Source organism: Streptomyces longisporoflavus (genome assembly GCF_014649775.1).
GTDB classification, from domain to species: Bacteria; Actinomycetota; Actinomycetes; order Streptomycetales; family Streptomycetaceae; genus Streptomyces; species Streptomyces longisporoflavus.
This window is the reverse complement of the sequence record NZ_BMTR01000021.1, coordinates 61,487-81,266: the sequence shown is the minus strand read 5'-3', so window position 1 is coordinate 81,266 and position 19,780 is coordinate 61,487. Positions and strand designations below refer to the sequence as shown.

Below are 19,780 nucleotides of genomic sequence, written 5' to 3'. Positions count from 1 at the left end.
CAGTGGATACGGTGACGCCCATGACGGATCAAGAGGCCACCCCGCAGGCCGCTGCGAACGAAGGCCGGCGCCTGAGCACCCGCGAGGCCGCCGAACTGCTCGGCGTGAAACCGGAAACCGTGTATGCCTACGTGAGCCGCGGCCAGCTCGGCAGCCGCCGCGGACCCGGCTCCCGCGGCAGCACCTTCGACGCGAAGGAGGTCGAGTCACTGGCCCGCCGGAACCGCCGTGAACCCGCGGCCCCTTCGACGAGCGGCGAGCTCTCCGTCCGCACGCGCATCACGCTCATCGACAAGGACCGCTACTACTACCGCGGCGTCGACGCGACGGAACTGGCCCTGGCGCACTCCTACGAAGAGGTCGCCGAGTGGCTGTGGACCGGCGTCATGCGCCCCGGAATCCGCTTCACCGCCCCCGAGGAGACCGCGGGCGCCGCACGCCGCGCCGTCGACGCGCTGCCCGAGCACAGCGGCCCGACCGACCGCCTGCGCGTCGCGGCCATCTCGGCCGCCGCGGCCGACCCCCTCCGCTTCGACCTCTCCGAAGAGGCCGTCATCGGCACCGCGCGTACCCTCATCCCCACCCTCGTCACCGCTCTGCCCCTGGCAAACCGAACCCACCGGGACGACGGCCCCCTGGCGCACCGGCTCTGGGCCCGGCTCAGCGGGCGGCAGCCGGACGACGCGTCCCTGCACGCCCTGGACACGGCGCTCGCCCTGCTCGTGGACCACGACCTCGCCGCATCGACGCTCGCCGTGCGCGTCGCCGCCTCCGCCCGCGCCCACCCGTACGCGGCGGTGTCCGCGGGCCTCGGCGTCCTGGAGGGCCCCCTGCACGGCGCGGCCAGCGGCCTCGCGCACCGCATGCTCCTGGACGTGCTCGACCGGGGCAGCGCGGCCCCCGTAGTGGCCGACGAACTCCGCGCGGGCCGCCGCGTCCCCGGCCTCGGTCACCGTCTCTACCCCGGCGACGATCCGCGCGCAGAGGCTTTGTTCGCCCTCCTGGAACTCATCCCCGGGGCCGGTCCCGCCCTGGCCGCGGCCCGCGACGTCGTGGCCACCACCGCCCGCCACACCGACCTGCACGCCAACGTCGACCTGGCCCTCGCCGTCCTGACCGCCTCGTCCGGGATGCCCGCCGAGGCAGGCGAGACGATCTTCGCCGTGGCCCGCACGGCAGGCTGGATCGCCCACGCCCTGGAGGAGTACGAGGAGCGCCCGCTGCGCATGCGCCCCAGCGGTCAGTACGCCGGACTGCGTCCGCCCCAGCCGATGCCCGAGTCAGGGCCCGGGCCCGCGCCCGACGGGGGATGAAACACCGCAGACCCGACGCAGGTTAGGCTCACCTCTGTGAGTAAGTGCGCCACCGCTTCGCGGGATCTGGACGAGCCCCTGGCGGGGACCGCGGCCACCGCCAGGACCTGGCTGCTGCTCGAGCAGCCGGGCCCGTGGGGCGCCAAGGCGCTCACCTCCAGCCACCTGGATCCGGAGATCGGCCGGGCACTCGAGGCGGCCGCCGAGGGAACGGGCGTGCGCATCGCGCTCATCCGCCGCCCCGGCCGCCATGCCGACAGCCGCTCCCCCGCGCTCCGCCGGGTGTACGCCGCCCACACCGTGCCCGGCAACACCTGGCTGCGCGGCCACCTCACGGACCGGCCCCGGGAACTGCTCGACCTCGATTTCACGGCACTCGGCGCGGGCGATCACGGCGGTTTCGGCACCCCGCACACGGGCGACCCGCTCGCCCTGGTCTGCACGAACGGCAAGCGTGACCGCTGCTGTGCCCTTCTCGGCAGGCCGCTCGCCGCCGAACTCAGCGCGTCCGGTGAACAAGGCGCCTGGGAAGTCACTCATCTGGGTGGGCACCGCTTCTCCCCCACGCTCCTCGTCCTGCCCTACGGCTACGCGTACGGCCGCTCCGGGCAGGCCGCCGTCAAGGAGATCCTCGAAGGGGTGCGCGCGGGCCGCGTCGTCACCGAGGGCTGCCGGGGCAGCTCCGCCTGGGACCGCCCCGGACAGGCCGCCGAACTCGCGGTGCGCGCTGCGACGGGCGAGGACGCCGCGGGCGCCCTGAGCATCGTGCACACGGACGGCACGGCCTCTGGCTGGGACGTGACGGTGGCCCACGCCGACGGGCGGCGCTGGCGCGTGACCGTCGCCCGGGGCACCTCGCTGCCGCCGCGGCCGGAGAGCTGCGGGGCGGCACTGGCGGCCCCGGCGCGGATGGATGTCGTGGCGGTGCGGCAGGTCGCGTACGACTCCGCACAGGAGATCCGCGCCACAGTGACTTCGGAGTAGCACTCCGGCCGCCGTACCGTTCGTACACATGAGCCCGACCTCCCCTGCCCGACGACTGCGCCTCGGCCTGCCGCGGCGCGTCTTCTCGCAGGTGCTGCTGATGCAGCTGGCCATCGCCGCCGGGGTCGCCGTGCTCGCCACGGGGCTCTTCCTCGCGCCGCTCGGCGATCAGCTGGACGACCAGGCCATGCGCCGCGCGCTCGCCATCGCGCAGACGACAGCTGCCCAGCCGCGGATCGCCGACGATCTGCGCGCTTCGAAGCCGACGGCCGGCGGTCCCGTGCAGGCGGAAGCGGAACGGATCCGGCGTGCCAGTGGCGCCGAGTACGTCGTGATCATGAACAAGGACGGCGTCCGCTGGTCCCACACCGACCAGGACCAGATCGGCCAGGTCGTCTCGACCGACCCCAGCGACGCGCTCGCCGGGCGCGAGGTCATGGAGATCGACGACGGCACGCTGGGCCGCTCGGCGCGCGGCAAAGTACCGCTGCGGGACATCGACGGTGACATCGTGGGCGCCGTCTCCGTGGGCATCGAGTACGACAGCGTCCGCGCCCGCCTCGTCCACGCGATCCCCGGTCTCTTCGCGTACGCGGGCGGGGCTCTGGCGGTCGGCGCCCTCGCCGCCTACCTGATCTCGCGCAGGGTCCAGCGGCAGACACGTGACCTGGCCTTCTCCGACATCTCGGCGCTCCTGGCGGAACGTGAGGCCATGCTGCACAGCATCCGTGAGGGTGTCGTCGCGCTGGACCGCGCCGGGCGGGTCCGGCTGCTCAACGACGAGGCACAGCGCCTCCTCGGCCTCGGCGCGGAAGCCATCGGGCAGCCCCTCGACACCGCGCTCGGTCCCGGCCGTACGACGGACGTGCTCGCCGGACGGGTCACCGGCACGGACCTCCTGACCGTCCGCGGCCAGCGCGTACTGGTCGCCAACCGCATGCCCACGGACGACGGAGGCGCCGTCGCCACCCTGCGCGACCGCACCGAACTGGAACAGCTGGGCCGCGAACTGGACTCCACCCGCGGCCTCATCGACGCGCTGCGGGCCCAGGACCACGAACACGCCAACCGCATGCACACGCTGCTCGGCCTCCTGGAACTGGAGATGTACGAGGAAGCCGCGGAGTTCGTCGGCGAGGTGGCGGGCGCGCACCGGGTGACCGCCGAGCAGATCACGGAGAAGATCGGCGATCCGCTCCTTGCCGCGCTCCTGGTGGGCAAGGCCACGGTCGCCGCGGAACGCGGAGTCGTCCTCTCCGTACCGCGCGACACCGCCCTGCCCGACCGTCTGATCGACCCGGGCGGCCTGGTCACCATCGTCGGCAATCTGGTCGACAACGCGCTCGACGCGGCGGCGGGCACGCCCCACGCGCGCGTGGAGGTCGATGTGCGCACCGAGGGACGCGCCGTCGTCCTCAGGGTGCGCGACACGGGCCCCGGCGTACCGGCCGGGCAGCGCGAGACGATCTTCACCGAGGGCTGGTCCACCAAGGAGCCCCCGGCGCACGGCAAGCGCGGCATCGGGCTCGCCCTGGTCCGCAGGCTGGCCGAGCGGCAGGGCGGCAGCGCGCGGGCCGGCGCCTCCCCCGAAGGGGGCGCCGAGTTCACCGTCGTCCTGCCCGAAGCGCTCGCACAGTCCGAACTGGCCCCCACGGAGGAGGCACGATGATCGAGGTGCTCGTCGTCGACGACGACGTCCGGGTGGCGGACGTCAACGCCGCCTACGTGGCGAAGGTGCCCGGATTCCACGTGGCCGCGAAGGCCCACAACGCCGCCGAGGCCCTGCGACGCGTCGAGGAACTCCCCGTCGACCTGATGCTCCTCGACCACTACCTGCCGGACGAGACGGGGCTCGCGGTGGTCCGTACGTTGCGTGAGCGCGGCCATCTGACCGACGTGATCATGGTGACGGCCGCGCGCGACGTCACCACCGTCCAGGCCGCGATGCGGCACGGCGCCCTGCAGTACCTGGTCAAGCCGTTCTCCTACGCGGGGCTGCGCGCCAAGCTCGACGCGTACGCGACCTTGCGCCGCACCCTGGACGGCGGGGGCGAGGCGGAGCAGGCCGAGGTCGACCGGATCTTCGGCGCTCTCTCGGCGACTCCGGCACCGGAGCTGCCCAAAGGGCACTCCCCCACCACGGCCGAACTGGTGCGCAGGGCCCTGATGGGCGCTGAAGGGCCCCTGTCGGCCCATGAGCTGGCGGACCGCACCCGGCTGAGCCGCCAGACCGCCCAGCGCTACCTGAAGCTCCTGGAGCGCTCCGGGCGGGTCCGGCTCAGTCTCAAGTACGGCGACACGGGCCGCCCGGAACACCGCTATGAGTGGGCCCCGAGCGCTTCTTAACCGGGTGCTGCGCGGCCGGGCGCTTCGTGGCCGGGTGAAACGCCGCCGGGTGCTACGCGGCTCCCGCTCCGGTGAGTGCCCGCACTTCGGTCTCCGCGTGCCTGGCCTCGTCCGCGGGCTCCCGCGAGGTGACGGTGCCTAGCCAGCCGGCGAGGAAGCCCAGTGGGATGGAGACGAGCCCGGGGTTCTCCAGCGGGAAGTACTGGAAGTCCATTCCGGGAAAGAGGGAACCCGGCCCTCCGGAGACCACGGGTGAGAGCACGACGAGCACCAGGGAGGGCACCAGACCGCCGTAGACCGACCAGACCGCTCCCCGCGTGGTGAAGTTCCGCCAGAACAGCGAGTAGAGCAGCACGGGCAGATTCGCGGACGCGGCGACCGCGAAGGCGAGCCCCACCAGGAACGCCACGTTGAGGTCACGGGCGAGCAGCCCCAGGCCGATCGCGACCACACCGACCCCGGCGGCGGCGAGGCGCGCCACCGCCACCTCGCTGCGCGGCTTCGACCGCTTGCGCCGCAGTGACGCGTACAGGTCATGGGCCACGGACGCCGAGGAGGCGAGGGTGATCCCGGCGACGACGGCGAGGATCGTGGCGAAGGCGATCGCGGCGACGATCGCGAACAGAACCGTTCCGCCCGTGGAGTCCGCGCCGCCCCCGAGATCGAGCGCGAGCAGCGGCACCGCCGTGTTCCCCGCGGCGTTCGACCCTCGTACGGCATCGGATCCCACGATGGCGGCGGCACCGAAGCCCAGCACGATCGTCATCAGGTAGAAGCTGCCGATGAGGCCGATGGCCCAGACGACGGAACGGCGGGCGGCGCGTGCGGTCGGCACCGTGTAGAAGCGGGAGAGGATGTGCGGCAGCCCGGCCGTGCCGAGGACGAGCGCGAGCCCGAGGCTGATGAAGTCAAGGCGCGACGTCCAGTCGCCGCCGTACTTCAGGCCGGGCGCGAGGAACTTGCTGCCGTGTCCGCTGCGGTCGGCCGCGGTCCGCAGCAACTGGTCGAAGTCGCCGTGGAAGCGCACCAGAACGAGCACGGTCAGCGCGATCGCGCCGCACATCAGCAGGACCGCCTTGACGATCTGGATCCAGGTGGTGGCCCGCATCCCTCCCAACGACACATAGACGACCATGAGCGCGCCGACGCCGATGACCGTCCAGGCCTGCGCCGCCCCGCTCGTCCCGCCGAGCAGCAGCGCGACCAGTGAGCCCGCCCCCACCATCTGCGCCACCAGATAGAGAACGGACACGGTGACGGAGGAAGTTCCCGCCGCGATGCGCACGGGCCGCTCCCTCATCCGGGCGGCGACCACATCGGCGAGCGTGAACCTGCCGCAGTTGCGCACGAGTTCGGCTACCAGGAACAACACGACCAGCCAGGCGACGAGGAAGCCCACCGAGTAGAGCAGCCCGTCGTACCCGAAGAGCGCGATCAGCCCGGAGATGCCGAGGAAGGAAGCGGCCGACATGTAGTCGCCGGCGATGGCGAAACCGTTCTCCATGGGGGAGAAGAGGCGTCCGCCCGCATAGAACTCCTCCGCCGAGCCGTGCCGGTTCCGGCTCACCCACGTCGTGATGCCGAGGGTGACGGCCACGAACACGCCGAACAGCAAAAGCGCCAGCGTCTGGTGGTCCCGGGTCATCGCTCGCTCCCCGGGACCGGCTCCTGCACGCTCCACGCGCCGGCTTCCCGGCGCCCGTGTTCCCGCTGCCGGTGATCCCGCTGATCGTGCGGGCGCCGGCCCTGCTCACGTTTCTGGTCCTGCTCCCGCTTCTGCTCGAACACGGCCCAGCGCAGGTCGAGCGCCGCACGGTCTCTCCTGAGCCGAGCGTGCCGGGCATACGCCCAGGTCAGCAGGAAGGTGGTGAGGAACTGCCCGAGGCCCGCGAGCATCGCCACGTTCACGGATCCGGCGACGGGCCGCGCCATGAGGCCGGGCGCGGTCGTCGCCGTCACGACATAGGCGACGTACCAGGTGAAGAAGGCGGCCACTCCAGGGATGACGAAGCGCCGATACCGGGCGCGCACCTCCTGGAAGGCCGCACTGCGCTGGACCTCCAGATAGATGTCGGCCGCGCTCCGCTCCGGCGCGGCTCGGGGCGGCACCACGGGCGCCGGCGCACCCGTGCCGTCCAACTCGCCCCAGCCGGACGCCAGCGCGTCGTACCAGGGATCTCTCGGATCACCGGTCCGCGCCTGCCCGGCATCGCGCCCGTCGTGCTTCTCCACCGAACTCTCCTTGTCCGCAGCCTTGTTCGGCCGCGTGCCCAAGGATGGACAGAACGGGAAGATCCCTGACTCTTCTCTCCCTCGTCTTCACCCCATCAGGTGAAGGACCTCGTCAAAGACCCCATGTGGGTCGGCCTGGCGCCCGGCGGCTTGCTCGGCGGTGCGGCGAGTCCGTGCGCGCAGGCGTTACGGGGCGGTCCTACGGCCCGGACGATGGCGGCGGTCTCGGCCGGAGAGGGCCTGGTCAGGACTTCGGCGAGGGGGCGGAACGTGGGTGGAGCCATCGGCTCCACCCACGTGTGGAGTGCGCTACGCGTCGATGCGCGAGCGGTCCAGCGTCGCCGCCGAACTCGTGATGAATTCCTTGCGGGGCGCCACATCGTTGCCCATCAGCAGATCGAAGACCTGCTCGGCGGCGTCCAGGTCGCCGATGTTGACCCGCCGCAGAGTGCGGTGGCGGGGGTCCATGGTGGTTTCCGCGAGCTGATCCGCGTCCATCTCGCCGAGACCCTTGTAACGCTGGATGGAGTCCTTGAAGCGGATCCCCTTGCGCTGGTACTCGAGGAGCGTCTCGCGCAGCTCGTTGTCCGAGTACGTGTAGACGTACTTGTCCTGGCCCTTCTTCGGCTGCACCAGCTCGATCCGGTGCAGCGGCGGCACGGCCGCGAAGACCCGGCCCGCCTCCACCATCGGGCGCATGTAGCGCTGGAAGAGGGTGAGCAGCAGAATCCGGATGTGCGCGCCGTCGACATCGGCGTCGACGAGGAGAATGATCTTCCCGTAGCGCGCCGCGTCGATGTCGAAGGTCCGGCCGGACCCGGCCCCTATGACCTGGATGATCGCGCCGCACTCGGCGTTCTTCAGCATGTCCGTCACGGACGCCTTCTGAACGTTGAGAATCTTTCCGCGGATCGGCAGGAGCGCCTGGAACTCTGAATTCCGCGCCAGCTTGGCCGTGCCGAGCGCCGAGTCGCCCTCGACGATGAAGAGCTCGCTGCGCTCCACGTCGTCGCTGCGGCAGTCGGCGAGCTTGGCGGGCAGCGACGAGGACTCCAGGGCCGTCTTCCGGCGCTGGGCGTCCTTGTGCTGACGGGCCGCGATACGCGTGCGGGCCGCGGCGACGGCCTTCTCCATCACGGCGCGGGCCTGCGCCTTGGCGTCGCGCTTGGTGGACGTCAGGAACGCCTTGAGCTCCTTGGCGACGACGTTGGCGACGATGCGGTTGGCCGCCGAGGTACCGAGCACCTCCTTGGTCTGGCCCTCGAACTGCGGCTCGGCGAGACGGACCGTGACGACCGCGGTCAGGCCCTCCAGGGCGTCGTCCTTGACGATGTCGTCCTCGGCGACACGCAGCACCTTCTGGCTTCGCATCACCTCGTTCATCGTCCTGGTGAGGGAGCGCTCGAAGCCCGCCACATGGGTGCCGCCCTTGGGGGTGGCGATGATGTTGACGAAGGACCGCAGCGTGGTGTCGTAGCCGGTGCCCCAGCGCAGGGCGACGTCCACGGCGAGTTCGCGGGTGACCTCGGTGGGGGTCATCTGGCCGTGATCGTCCAGGACCGGGACGGTCTCCTTGAAGGTGCCCTGTCCGGTGAGGCGGAGCACGTCACAGACGGCCTTGTCCTGGGCGAGGTACTCGCAGAACTCGCTGATGCCGCCGTCGAAGCGGAAGGACTCCTCGCCCTTCGTACCGCCCTCGCCGAGGCCGTACTCGTCGCGTACGACGATGGTCAGGCCCGGCACCAGGAACGCGGTCTGGCGGGCACGCTGATGCAGCGTGTCGAGGTTGAGCTTGGCGTCCTTGAGGAAGATCTGGCGGTCGGCCCAGTAGCGCACGCGCGTGCCGGTGCGGTTCTTGGGGATCTTCTTTGCCTTGCGCAGCTTGGCCGACGGATCGAAGTCGGCGTCGGGGCCGGACTTGGCGAAAGCACCGGGGACACCGCGACGGAAGCTGATCGCGTGGGTGTGTCCCGCGCGGTCCACCTCCACGTCGAGGCGCGAGGACAGGGCATTCACCACGGAGGCACCCACGCCGTGCAGGCCGCCGGAGGCAGCGTAGGAGCCACCACCGAACTTGCCGCCCGCGTGGAGCTTGGTCATGACGACCTCGACCCCGGAAAGGCCGGTCTTGGGCTCGACATCCACCGGGATGCCTCGGCCGTTGTCCCGGACCTCTACTGAGGCGTCGTCGTGAAGGATGACTTCGATGTGGTCGCAGTAGCCACCCAGGGCCTCATCGACGGAGTTGTCGATGATCTCCCAGAGGCAGTGCAGCAGGCCACGGCTGTCCGTGGACCCGATGTACATACCAGGGCGCTTGCGAACGGCCTCGAGCCCCTCCAGGACGAGCAGGTGCCGCGCGGTGTAGTTGGAACCGTCCCGGTCTGCTCCGGTCAGCAGCGCTGTGGACGGCACGGACGTCTCGGCGGTCACGCGGTTCGCTCCTCGCTGAATTTCAAGTGAGGCCCTTTGGGGTAAGGACCCGGCTTCGGTTGCCGCTCAGAGGGTACCGAGGCCTGGTAGAGCCGTTGTAACGCCACCCTCGTCTCAACTCACACTAGTCCAGCGCCGCACGCTTGTTCGATCCCTCGATGGAGTGAAGCGCACGTCACGTTCCCTTCCAGGCATGAACCATTTAGGCTCCGGGCACGTCCTCATGAACAAACGGCAACCCAGCCGGTGGACGACCGACCTGACAGACAGCGCGAAACCGTACGACACGTTAGAGACGTAATACGGCACATTCGCCGCCAACCGGCAGCAGACAGCCGCCTCGGAAAAAACTTCGAGGAAAAGCCACGAGCGGGAACGTTTTCGGCCTGGTTGGATGTTGACCCTGGTACGACAGCTCGTCGAGCTAGAGAAGAGGCGACGTGACTACTGTTCTGACCCCCGCGAGCCCCCTGACGGCCGCTGATCGCTGCGACCGCTGCGGCGCCCAGGCATACCTGCGCGTCGTCCTGTTGAGCGGCGGTGAACTGCTCTTCTGCGCCCACCACGGCCGCAAGTTCGAGCCGGAACTCAAGAAGATCGCCGCTGAGATACAGGACGAGACGGAGCGCCTGACGGCCGTTCCGGAAACCAACGACGAGGATCGCTGACGCCTCGTACCCACGACGAGCCATCCGGCGCTCTTCAGGCCGGTGACCGGGCGGCCACCCCTGCCAACCCCAGGGGTGGCCGCCCGCTCTCGTCACAGGGGCGCCCAGGCGCCTTCTCGGCGGTCCCCCTCGGCACGCCCCGCTCCCCGCGCCGGCAGCTTGCGCATTCTCAGCCGCGCAGAGGCATGTCCTGCGCCACACCCGAGATCCGCGTGTAGACGCCTGGACTCTCGGCCCGCCCGCAGCCGCTCCCCCACGACACGAGGCCGATCAGCCGCCCGCGCGCGATGAGGGGCCCCCCGCTGTCCCCCTGGCAGGCGTCCCGGCCGCCCCTGACCTCCCCCGCGCACAGCATGGATGCGGGCGTGTACGTACCGTCAGAACTGCCCGGATAGGCCTTCTTGCACGTCGCATCGGGCAGTACCCGTACCTGTGCGGCGCGCAGCGTCCGTGCGTAGTCGCCCGATCCCGTCGTGTCACCCCACCCGTAGACGGCCGCTCGGGTGCCGGGTTCGTACGCCGGGTCGCCCGCCCCGGCCATGCGGATCACGTAGCCCTGCGGAAGCGGATCCGCCAGCCTCAGCACCGCGACGTCCCCGGAGTTCGACGTACTGTCGTACTTCGGGTTGACCGTCGCCTCGCGCACCGGGATCTCACGCCCCGTCGACGTGCCCAGGTCATCCCGGCCGGCGATCACCTTCAGGTCACTCATCTTCCTCAACGGCACTCCGAGGACTTCCTCGCCCAGACAGTGCGCCGCGGTGAGGACCGTCGAGCGATCGACGACCACCCCTCCGCAGAACTGTCCCGAGCGCGTACCTCCGAACCGGTCACGGCTGGACAGCGCCACCACCCATGGACTGTCGGCCACCCGGACCGGACTGCCCCCGATGACGACGCTGTCGGCCGCCGCCGGAGCCGGAGAGGCGAGCGGCAGCACGGCCACCGGTGCAACAAGGGCCAGCGCCGCCGTAACTGTTCGGGCGAAAGGACGAGGCATGCGATCTCCCCACTCTGAGTTGCCATGGCACACCCACAGTGATCCAGAGCGGCACACCCCGCACCCGCGCCACGCGCGTCCGGGCCGGGCCGGACCCATAGAACACGACGACGCCGGGTGAACGCGTCGAACAAACGGAAGACCCGAGGCCCTGTCCGGGCCTCGGGTCTTCCTCGTGGAGCGCTGGTGCCTAGTCGAGGTAGTCGCGCAGAACCTGCGACCGCGACGGGTGACGCAGCTTCGACATCGTCTTCGACTCGATCTGCCGGATGCGCTCACGCGTCACTCCGTAGACCTTGCCGATCTCGTCGAGGGTCTTCGGCTGGCCGTCGGTGAGACCGAAGCGCATGGAGACCACGCCCGCCTCACGCTCGGACAGCGTGTCCAGTACGGAGTGCAGCTGCTCCTGGAGGAGCGTGAAGCTGACCGCGTCGGCCGGAACGACCGCTTCGGAGTCCTCGATGAGGTCACCGAACTCGCTGTCGCCGTCCTCACCCAGGGGGGTGTGGAGGGAGATCGGCTCGCGACCGTACTTCTGGACCTCGATGACCTTCTCCGGGGTCATGTCGAGTTCCTTGGCCAGCTCCTCCGGGGTGGGCTCACGGCCCAGGTCCTGGAGCATCTGGCGCTGCACGCGCGCGAGCTTGTTGATGACCTCGACCATGTGCACCGGGATACGGATGGTGCGGGCCTGGTCGGCCATCGCGCGGGTGATCGCCTGACGGATCCACCAGGTGGCGTACGTGGAGAACTTGTAGCCCTTGGTGTAGTCGAACTTCTCGACCGCGCGGATCAGACCGAGGTTGCCCTCCTGGATGAGGTCCAGGAAGAGCATGCCGCGGCCGGTGTAGCGCTTGGCCAGGGAGACCACCAGGCGGAGGTTGGCCTCCAGGAGGTGGTTCTTGGCGCGGCGCCCGTCCTCGGCGATGATCTCCAGCTCGCGCTTGAGCTTCGGCGCGAGCTTGTCGGCGTTCGCCAGCTTGTCCTCGGCGAACAGGCCGGCCTCGATGCGCTTGGCGAGCTCGACCTCCTGCTCGGCGTTGAGCAGCGGGACCTTGCCGATCTGCTTCAGGTAGTCCTTGACGGGGTCGGCGGTGGCACCGGCCGCGGCGACCTGCTGGGCCGGGGCGTCGTCCTCGTCCTCGTCGGACAGCACAAAGCCCTGGGCACCCTCTTCCGCGGGCTCGCCCTCACCGGGCTTGCCCTTGGCGGGCGCCTCGTCGGTGGCCTCGTCGTCCAGGATCTCGTCGTCCTGCTTGGACGCACTCTTCTTCGCCGTCGCCTTCTTGGCGACGGTCTTCTTGGCGACGGCCTTCTTTGCCGTCGTCTTCTTGGCGGCGACCTTCTTCGCGGGCGAGTCCTCGGCTGCGACATCTGCGGCCGACGCCTCGGGGGCGGCGGTCGCGGTGGCCTGCTTCGCCGTGGCCGTCTTGGCCGCGACGGTCTTGGTCGCGGTGCGCTTGACCGGGCTCTTTGCTGCGACGCTCTTGCGGGGGCGCTTCGGCTCCGCGGCACTGACCATCAGCGTCACACCCTCTTCCTCGAGGATCTGGTTGAGGCTGCGCAGAACGTTCTTCCACTGAGTGGCCGGAATCTGGTCAGCTTCGAAGGCACGACGCACGTCATCGCCGGCGATCTGCCCATCAGCCTTTCCCCGCTCGATGAGCGCCATGACAGAGACGGATTCGGCGATCTCCGGCGGGAGCGTACGGGATGTGCTGGCCGACACGAACAACCTCTCGGAACGTTGGAAAACGGCTTCCGGCCCCGTCCATTGTGGACCAGGACCGACGACCGACGACTGGGGATGGGCCGACGGCGCAGGCGGGGCCGGGGAGCTACACAGCGCCGCGAACGACTGCTGTATTCCTTCCTCGGCTATCACCTCTTAGGTCATCGCGCTGCCCCGACGAGCGTTACGCCCAATCTACGTGGCCCGAGTCACACCCCGTAAGCACTCAAAAGCGGCCAGATGCGGTCAGAAGACTCCAGACCGGGGCTCTGCCGCCCGCCCGGACGGCGACAACCACCTCGCCGGGCTCCGACGGATCCCTGGGGAATCCGGCAGAGGCCCGGCGACGGTGCCGTGCCATCGGAGTGATGAGGTCGGGCCGCGAGGCGCATGATGCGGCCGTCCGGACCGCTGACCCGGCCCGTCAGTGCTCGCGGGGGGCGGGCACGACGCGCTCCACCTCGGGGTGGACGGTGAGCAGCTGGCGCATGGCGGCTTCGGCGCCCGGTCCGTCGCCTGCCCCGAGAGCGTCGACGATGCGCGAGTGGTGGACCAGGGACGCCTCGGTGGGACGGTCACAGCCGGTGACCGGGCCTCCCGAGACCTGGAGCGCGGCCGAGACGATCCCGGACAGGTGCTCCAGCATGCGGTTGCCCGCGAGCTGGATGAGCAGCGAGTGGAACTCCGCGTCGGCCCGCGAGAAGGTGATCCCGTCACCCTGGCTCAGGGCGTGGCCCATGATCTCGACCATGTCGGCGAGCCGCTGCTGCACCTCCTCTCGGCCGTGGCCCGCGGCGAGCCGGGCGGCGAGGGGCTCGATCGTCCAGCGGAGCTCGCCGAGTTCGCGGCGCTGGTCATCGCGCTGCGGCCCGAAGGCACGCCACTCGATGATGTCCGGGTCAAGGAGGTTCCAGTCGCTGACGGGGCGCACGCGCGTGCCGACATTGGGCCTGGCGCTGACCAGACCCTTGGCTTCGAGCACGCGCAGCGATTCCCGGACGACGGTGCGGGAGACCTCGAAACGCTGGCCGATCTCCTCGGGGACCAGCGGACGATCGGCGCCCAGGTCTCCGGAGACGATCATCTGGCCGAGTTGTTGGACGAGTTGGCCGTGCAGTCCACGGCCTCGGCTGCCTGCGGCGCGTCGGCCGACGCGGCCGAGATCCTGGTCGGCGCTGTCCCACGAGGGCGCGACGACGCGATCGGCACCGGGGGCCTCCGCGTAGGGGTAGCGGTCGAGTTCGCCCGGGCCGGCGAGGCCGGAGTCGGCGGAGCGGGCGGCGGTCATCATGGTGTGCGCAAGGGTACTCACGGAACCTTTGTCGGCGTCGCTCCCAAGTCCCTTGAGGTCTTTGGTGAAAAGCACACGAAAGGGTGATCGCTTACCCCGCCGCAATTGACGCCTTATCGGAAAGAAGTGGCCGTTCTGTGAGGAGTTGTGTACAGCACGGGAAGAGAAGCGCCGGGCGGTCGTTATCGGGCCCTGGTTCGCATCCCTGTGAGCAGAAACGCGCAGAGTAGAGCGGTAACCGACAACATCAGTGCACTGCCTACAGGTTGGGCGACCAGCCGGACTCCGCCGGCCAGATATCTCTCGACGCCGAACGGCCACTGCACCAGAGCCAGGTCACGCAGCCGTCCCGGCAGTCCGGCCGCCGATCGCACAGACGGGCCCTCCAAGGCCTTCTGTACGAGCGGTACGACGGCGATCGGCACCGCGAGGACCGCGGCGAGGCCGGCGGTCGTGGACCGGAAGACCCCGCCGGCGAGCACCCCCGCCCAGGCGCATCCCGTCACCAGGGCAACCCAACTCACGCTCAGCGAAAGCCAGTCAGCGGGAACTTCCACGACCTCGTCTCCGTATACAAGGTGGAGCAGCGCGGCGTCGGAGGCCAGGACGAGCAAGCTCAGCAGGAGCGCGGTGGCCGCGGCGACGACCAACTTGGCGCAGAGCAGCCCCAACCGGCGGGGGACGGTGCCCCGGTCGACGGCGAGCGCGGGGTGGCGGAACTCCTCACCGAAGGCGAGCGCGCCGAGCAGCCCGGCGCCAAGTGCCGCGGGCGGCAAGGGCAGTTCCCGCGGCCAAGCGGCGAGCAGAAGTGGCTGCGGCGTGTGCCCGCTCCTGGCAAGGAAGACACAGAGCACGGCGGAAACGACAAGCACGGCAGCCGTGGTGAGGTACCCGGTACTGACACCGGCGGCGCGGCGCAGTTCGTAGCGCAGGGGACGAAGCGGGCCACGGACGGGGCGGATCGCGATGGGGGGCGGCAGGGGGGAGGGGGGCGCGGTCGGGGACGGGGTTGCGGTGGCCGTTTCGGGGTGTGGGTCGGTCTTGGCGCCGGTCCCGGTCTCGGTGCTGGCTCCAGGCCCCTCAACGTCGCCGCCAGCCCCGGCCTCCGCGTAGGCGCCGTCGTCGGTATCGGTGCCGATCTCGGGTCCGGTGTTGGTCTCGGGTCCGGTGTTGGTTTCGAGACCGGTGTTGGTCTTGATGTCAGTCTCGGGCAGCACCCCCGCCGACGCAGTCACCCCGCACCCACCCCCCTCCGAGTCGGCACCCGCCGGCCCCTCTCCCGTACCCACCGCTGTTGCCGCATCGGCCGCTGCTTCCGAAGAAGAAGCAGTCTCGACTACGCGTTCGGGAGCGGGCGTCGGCGCGGGCACCGCAGCTCCAGACACCGCGTCCCCGGGCCCCACAGCCCTGGGCCCCGCATCCCCGATCTCGTCGGCGAGTTGGTGGACGAGGATCCCATGGCGGAACGCCGTCTCTCCGATCTCGGCGCAATCGCTGCCGTACACCGAGAGCCGGTTGCCGCCCTCCTTGACCACCTCGATCGAGCGCCGCTTGGCACGGGCCTCCTTGGTCAGCAGCACGCCGAGACGTGCCGCGTGCGGGCTGCGTACCGCGACCCGCGGGCGTAGCCGGGTGCGGGCGAAGTCGCCGACTTCCTGGTCGGCGACCAGACGCCCCTCTTCCAGCGTGACGACCCGGTCGGCGGTCCGTGCGGCTTCCTTGGGGTCGGCCGTGGAGAACAGAACGGTTCCCCCCTGGGTGGCATGCGCGCGCAGCACACTGTGCAGCCACATGCCTTCCCGCGCCGAGAGCCCGTCGGCGGGACCGTCGAGGACGAGCGTGTGCGGATCGGCGAGCAGCGCGCAGGCCAGGCCGAGGCGGCGGTCCATGCCGCGCGACAGCATGCCGAGCCGCTGATCACGGAGGCTGACGAGACCGACCACTTCGAGTACGTCGTCGGCGCGCTGGACGTGCACACCCGCCGCCGCGCACAGCATGCGCAGATGGCCGCGGACCGTGCGGCCCGGATGCCCCGGCACCTCGCCCAGAAGGACGCCCACCTCGCGCGACGGATGGGTGATGCGGTGCAGCGGACGCCCTCTGAAGTAAGTGACTCCTCGCCCCTGTTCAATTTCGAGCATGAGCCTGAGCGCCGTCGTCTTACCGGCGCCCTGCGCGCCGAGCAGCGCCGTGACACGGCCTGTCCGCGCCTCGAAAGACACGTCGTCGACGGCGAGCGGCAGCTCTTGACGGGGATTGCTGGTCAGTCCGATGGCCTGGATCATCGCTTCTCTCGCGGGATGTGCGACCGCTCGGCGGCCGGGCTCCGTCCGCCGGGTCGGGGGCGGACGAACCCCGTGGGTACATCAGCAAGATAACGCGATATTTCCGCCATTTCGGTCAGGGCGTGGGTCGCGGGTGTCCATCACCCGGCCGGACCGGCACCGGACCAGCAGTTGACCAGCGTGTGACCCGTGGCGCGGGCCTCAGACCTCGGGGCGCAGCATCGGCGGGTTGAGCAGCGTCGCACCGCCCGCACGGAAGAGCTGCGCGGGGCGCCCGCCCTGCCGGGTGGTGGTACCGCCGGTGGGTACGAGGAAGCCCGGCGTGCCCGTCACCTTGCGGTGGAAGTTGCGCGGGTCGAGGACGACGCCCCACACGGCTTCGTACACCCGGCGCAGCTCTCCGACGGTGAACTCTGGCGGGCAGAAGGCCGTCGCGAGTGAGGAGTACTCGATCTTCGAACGCGCGCGCTCCACGCCGTCAGCCAGGATCTGCGCGTGATCGAAGGCCAGCGGCGCCGCCTGCTCGTCCTCGCGGCCGTATCCGCCCTGGTGGAGCAGCGCTTCGACCGGCGCCCAGCGCGCACTGCGCGCGTCGCCGCCGGCCCGTGGGGCGGGCAGATCGGGAGCGAGCGCGAGATGGGCGACGCTGACGACCCGCATCCGCGGATCGCGCTTGGGATCGCCGTACGTGGCGAGCTGCTCCAGGTGTGCGCCGTTCGCCTGGGCCGGAGCGTCCGGATCGTGTGCGCGCAGCCCCGTCTCCTCGACCAGCTCCCGCGCGGCTGCCGACGACAGATCCTCGTCGTCGCGCACGAATCCGCCGGGGAGCGCCCAACGCCCTTGGAACGGCGGTTCACCCCGCCGCACGGCAAGCGCGCAGAGTGCATGACTGCGCACGGTCAACACGACCAGATCCACGGTGACAGCAAAAGGCGGGAAGGCCGACGGGTCGTAGGGCGACATGCCGCGATCATAGTCGTCTGCCTGACGATAAACAGCTCCTCCGGCAACCGATACCGGTCAGGGTTCACCGGCTGCACGACAGGTTCGAGCCACACCCGCCGCAGGTCCACCTTCAATGCGTCAGATCCCCGGCACCGGCCCGCCGCTGGGTCTTCCCCCGTACGCCTAATCCCCGGCAGCAGCTCGTCCCCGGGCCCCCTGTGCCAGATCCCCGGCAGGGCCGCTCTTGGGCCTTCTCCCCTACGTCACACCCCCAACTGCAACCCCTCGGCGGCCTCCTCGACCATGGCGAGGCCGAGCCTGCTGACTCGCACGGAGAACGGCGCACCCGCGACACACAGCGCCGTCAGCCCCAGCTCCCCCAAGGGCGCGCCGCGTACGGGGCGGAGCGTCACCGTGCCCGACGGGGCGTCGGGCCGGATCCCGGCGAGCGCCGTAAGGAGCTGCACCCCGGCAGCCGCGGCGGTGGCCGCCGGACGGCAGGCTGCGGGGTGCGGCAACGGAGCGCCACCCTCCGTGCGCTGCTCCCCCGCGTACATCTCCGGCAGCCGGTAGCCGAAAGCCTCGGCCGCCGCCAGCACCCCCAGCAGCAGTGCACTCGCCTCCTTCTCGTAGCCGACGGCGGCCAGACCCGCGACGGCGACCGCCGTCTCGTGGACACGGACCGCTCCGCTCCGGTGCCCGAAGGGGTTGTACGCGGCTTCCTTGGCGCCCAGACTCCGCAGCCCCCACCCCGAGTCCATGGCGGGCCCGCCCAGCAGCCGGGCGAGCTGCTCGGTCTGCACCTTGTCGAGCAGCCCCGGCGCGAGCACTCCCGAACCGAGCAGACCCGTGTCCAGGAGGTGGGCGACCCCGCCCGTGAGGAGGGGCACGGGGCGGCCGTCGGCCAGCAGGGCCGCAGCAGGCCGACCGCCTGCCCGGTCCTGCACCCAGAACCTTGCCCGGAAGGTGTCCCGCAGCCGCTCCGCGCACTGCCGCAACTCGGTGGTGCCCGACCGGCCGTGCGCGTCGAGCAGGTCGGCGCCCAGCAGCGCGGCCCGGTAGGCATGGGCCTGCGTCTCGCAACGCGCGGGGCCGTCCGGATACGGATCCGTCAGGAGTTCTCCGTCGCCTGCCGCCGCAAGCAGCCACCGCAGACACCGTTCGGCCGCCGGCAGCAACTCCTCCGTCTCCCGCGCCGACAGCCCCCAACGCCATGCCTCCGCCAGCAGCGCCGGGAAGAGCAGCGTCGCCTCGACCCCCGTGCAACCGGGCGGCAGATGCGGTCCCGTGTTCCGAAGCGGCCCGGGGATCATGCCGGCTCGCGGTCCCTTGCCCGTGAGCTGACGGCGCCCGAGGGTACGCAACGTCCCCACGGCGATCCGTGTACCCAACGGCAAGACCATCCGGGCGGCAGCGAGCGCCTCTGCCGGCGCGAGACCGCAGCGCCACGGCGCCCCCGCCGCCAGGTGGACGTCGGCCGGATGATCGGGGTCCCTCAGCAGCAGCGCCTGGAGATCCGCCACGGAATGGTCCAGCAGGGCCCGGGCCCCGGGGTGGTCGCACACAGCCCGCGCCGTGGCGAGGGAGCGCGCCGCCCCGTGCCCGACCGCTCTCACGGGGCCCGCGCCCTCCGGCCGGACCCGCAGCTCCAAACTCCAGCTGCCGCCCGGCGCCAGCTCCACCTCCCAGCGCAGCAGCCCGGCGGAGGCCAGCGCATCCGCCGGCGCCGGGTGCGCGGTGACCATGCAGTGGCCGGTGGCCGACGACCAGCGCAAACCGGAGTCGTGAACACTGGCGGCCAGTTCGGGGCCGGTCTTGCCGGAGGCGACCGCCCCGAGCTCTGCCAGGTCCGTACCGAGCGACACCTCCACGGGCAGTCGCAGTGGGCGGCCTGCGGCGCTGCGCAGGAGAATCCGTTCCGTGCCGTCCGCGTACCGGGTCCGCTCGACGACCACGTCCGGATCGGGGCCGCCGTCCGCGAACGGACGCAGCGTCGCGACGAAGCGCGCACGGTCGGCCGAGACCATCCGGGCCTGCACGGGGACCGGTTCGCGTCCCGCCACCCGCACTTCGCAGCGCGACAGCAGCCTGCGCCCCGCGCGGTAGAAGCCCTCGAGCCCGCGGCCGGTCAACTGCCCCTGATCCGAGGAGATCGCGAGCGCGGGCATGGCGACACAGATCAGCATGGCGTGCGCGGGCGGCAGCTGCGCGGGCCGGCGCGACGCGGAAGCCGGTGCCTGCCCAACGGCCGGGCGTGCTGGTACTTGCCCGCCGGACAGGCGCGACGGTGCCTGCCCGCCGGACAGGCGCGCTGGTACCTGCCCAACGGACGGGCACGACGATGCCTGTCCATCGGATGGGCGCGCCGGGACCGGCGCAGGGCGCAGGGGCGCGGGCGGCAGGGGCCCCTCTGTGCCAGAGAGGCCGGGGAGGCCAGGAAGGCCAGGGAGGCCGGAGGCGCTGGAGCCACCTGCGCCGCCGGAAACGCCGGAGGCGGGAGACGGGGCGGGCCGGGGCATAGGGCGGCTTCTTCCGCGCTGTCCGCGCTACG

General features: G+C 71.0%; 15 protein-coding genes. 5 read left to right on the top strand and 10 right to left on the bottom strand.

Annotation, left to right across the window (positions count from 1 at the left end; translation table 11 throughout):
• The first annotated feature begins 20 nt into the window (after positions 1–20).
• From IE226_RS33175 to IE226_RS33160, 4 genes are read left to right on the top strand one after another with little or no spacing between them, the layout of a single operon-like run.
• Positions 21–1,313 carry a citrate synthase family protein gene (locus IE226_RS33175; protein WP_190085146.1) on the top strand — a complete coding sequence of 431 codons (1,293 nt, stop codon included), beginning with the start codon at positions 21–23 and terminating at the stop codon, positions 1,311–1,313.
• A gap of 36 nt (positions 1,314–1,349) precedes the next feature.
• Positions 1,350–2,297, top strand: coding sequence for a ferredoxin family protein (locus IE226_RS33170; RefSeq protein ID WP_190085145.1), 948 nt, complete (start codon positions 1,350–1,352; stop codon positions 2,295–2,297).
• Positions 2,298–2,325: 28 nt separating this feature from the next.
• Entirely contained in the window at positions 2,326–3,966 is a 1,641-nt protein-coding gene (locus IE226_RS33165; RefSeq protein ID WP_190085144.1) for a sensor histidine kinase, read from the top strand.
• Positions 3,963–4,643, top strand: a complete 681-nt coding sequence (locus IE226_RS33160) for a response regulator (RefSeq protein ID WP_190085143.1) — start codon at positions 3,963–3,965, stop codon at positions 4,641–4,643. Before IE226_RS33165 ends, IE226_RS33160 begins: the two co-directional genes overlap by 4 nt.
• A 52-nt stretch (positions 4,644–4,695) precedes the next feature.
• Here IE226_RS33160 and IE226_RS33155 read toward each other — a convergent pair whose 3' ends face one another.
• Genes IE226_RS33155 through IE226_RS33140 form a run of 4 tightly spaced genes read right to left on the bottom strand, consistent with a single transcriptional unit; the run spans position 4,696 to position 9,308 of the window.
• Entirely contained in the window at positions 4,696–6,288 is a 1,593-nt protein-coding gene (locus IE226_RS33155) for a monocarboxylic acid transporter (RefSeq protein ID WP_190085142.1), read from the bottom strand.
• On the bottom strand, positions 6,285–6,917 hold the full coding sequence (locus tag IE226_RS33150; RefSeq protein ID WP_373307086.1) for a DUF485 domain-containing protein: 633 nt from the start codon (positions 6,915–6,917) through the stop codon (positions 6,285–6,287). The genes IE226_RS33155 and IE226_RS33150 overlap by 4 nt, the downstream gene beginning before the upstream one ends.
• 53 nt (positions 6,918–6,970) lie before the next feature.
• On the bottom strand, positions 6,971–7,159 hold the full coding sequence (locus tag IE226_RS33145) for a hypothetical protein (RefSeq protein ID WP_190085140.1): 189 nt from the start codon (positions 7,157–7,159) through the stop codon (positions 6,971–6,973).
• Between the two features lie 25 nt (positions 7,160–7,184).
• Positions 7,185–9,308, bottom strand: a complete 2,124-nt coding sequence (locus IE226_RS33140) for a DNA gyrase/topoisomerase IV subunit B (RefSeq protein WP_190085139.1) — start codon at positions 9,306–9,308, stop codon at positions 7,185–7,187.
• Positions 9,309–9,748: 440 nt separating this feature from the next.
• Here IE226_RS33140 and IE226_RS33135 point away from each other — a divergent pair, with 440 nt between their 5' ends.
• Positions 9,749–9,976, top strand: coding sequence for a DUF7455 domain-containing protein (locus IE226_RS33135; protein WP_160507629.1), 228 nt, complete (start codon positions 9,749–9,751; stop codon positions 9,974–9,976).
• Between the two features lie 169 nt (positions 9,977–10,145).
• On the opposite strand, the gene IE226_RS33130 is transcribed toward IE226_RS33135, so the two are convergent.
• From IE226_RS33130 to IE226_RS33105, 6 genes are all read right to left on the bottom strand, one after another.
• A complete protein-coding gene (locus IE226_RS33130) occupies positions 10,146–10,976 on the bottom strand; it encodes a serine protease (protein WP_190085138.1) in 831 nt (276 codons plus the stop codon).
• Positions 10,977–11,166: 190 nt separating this feature from the next.
• Positions 11,167–12,711 (bottom strand): RNA polymerase sigma factor, encoded by a 1,545-nt coding sequence (locus IE226_RS33125; RefSeq protein ID WP_190085137.1) that lies wholly within the window; start codon positions 12,709–12,711, stop codon positions 11,167–11,169.
• A gap of 421 nt (positions 12,712–13,132) precedes the next feature.
• On the bottom strand, positions 13,133–14,020 hold the full coding sequence (locus IE226_RS33120; protein WP_190085136.1) for a FadR/GntR family transcriptional regulator: 888 nt from the start codon (positions 14,018–14,020) through the stop codon (positions 13,133–13,135).
• A 161-nt stretch (positions 14,021–14,181) separates the two neighbouring features.
• Complete coding sequence (locus IE226_RS33115; RefSeq protein ID WP_190085135.1) at positions 14,182–16,284, bottom strand: ABC transporter ATP-binding protein; 2,103 nt, start codon at positions 16,282–16,284, stop codon at positions 14,182–14,184.
• A gap of 201 nt (positions 16,285–16,485) precedes the next feature.
• Positions 16,486–17,247: an NUDIX hydrolase gene (locus tag IE226_RS33110; protein ID WP_190085134.1), complete on the bottom strand. Its 762-nt coding sequence runs from the start codon at positions 17,245–17,247 to the stop codon at positions 16,486–16,488.
• A gap of 245 nt (positions 17,248–17,492) precedes the next feature.
• Positions 17,493–19,397: a glycogen debranching N-terminal domain-containing protein gene (locus IE226_RS33105; RefSeq protein ID WP_229871674.1), complete on the bottom strand. Its 1,905-nt coding sequence runs from the start codon at positions 19,395–19,397 to the stop codon at positions 17,493–17,495.
• Positions 19,398–19,780: the final 383 nt, after the last annotated feature.